General features: G+C 70.5%; 1 protein-coding gene. It reads right to left on the minus strand.

Features of this window, described 5'->3' with window-relative positions; all coding sequences use genetic code 11:
• The coding region (locus B7767_RS41285; protein ID WP_373408282.1) for an acyltransferase domain-containing protein at positions 1-556 on the minus strand (556 nt) is incomplete at its 3' end.
• Positions 557-560 lie beyond the last annotated feature (4 nt).

Consider the following 560-nt stretch of genomic DNA (forward strand, 5'->3'; position numbering starts at 1 on the left):
CCGCCGTCAGCAGCGTGGCGGTCTCGGGACGCTTCCGCCGCGACGCGGCCACCGCCCCCTCGACCATCGCCGTCAGCACACCGTCCGGCCCGATCTCCAAAAACCGCGTCACCCCTCGGTCCCGCAGGCCCTGGACGTCGTCGGCGAACCGCACCGCATCCCGCACGTGCCGCACCCAGAACTCCGCCGACCCCATCTCCTTGGTCAGACGGATGACCGGCTCCCGGTAGGTGACACCCTCGGCGACCTTCCGGAAGTCCTCCAGCATCGGCTCCATCAACGGCGAATGGAACGCGTGCGAGACCCTGAGCCGGGACGACCTGCGGCCGGCGAACCGCCCGACCACCGCCGACACCGCCTCCTCCACACCCGAGACGACCACGGAATCAGGCGTGTTGACAGCCGCGATCCCCACACGCTCGTCGAGGTACGGTGCCACCTCCGCCTCCGCCGCCTGCACCGCCACCATCGCCCCACCCGACGGCAACGCCTGCATCAAACGACCCCGCGCCACGATCAACCGCGCCGCATCCTCCAGATCCAGCACACCCGCCACATGC

The organism is Streptomyces sp. 13-12-16, from assembly GCF_002114215.1.
Classification (GTDB): Bacteria; Actinomycetota; Actinomycetes; order Streptomycetales; family Streptomycetaceae; genus Streptomyces.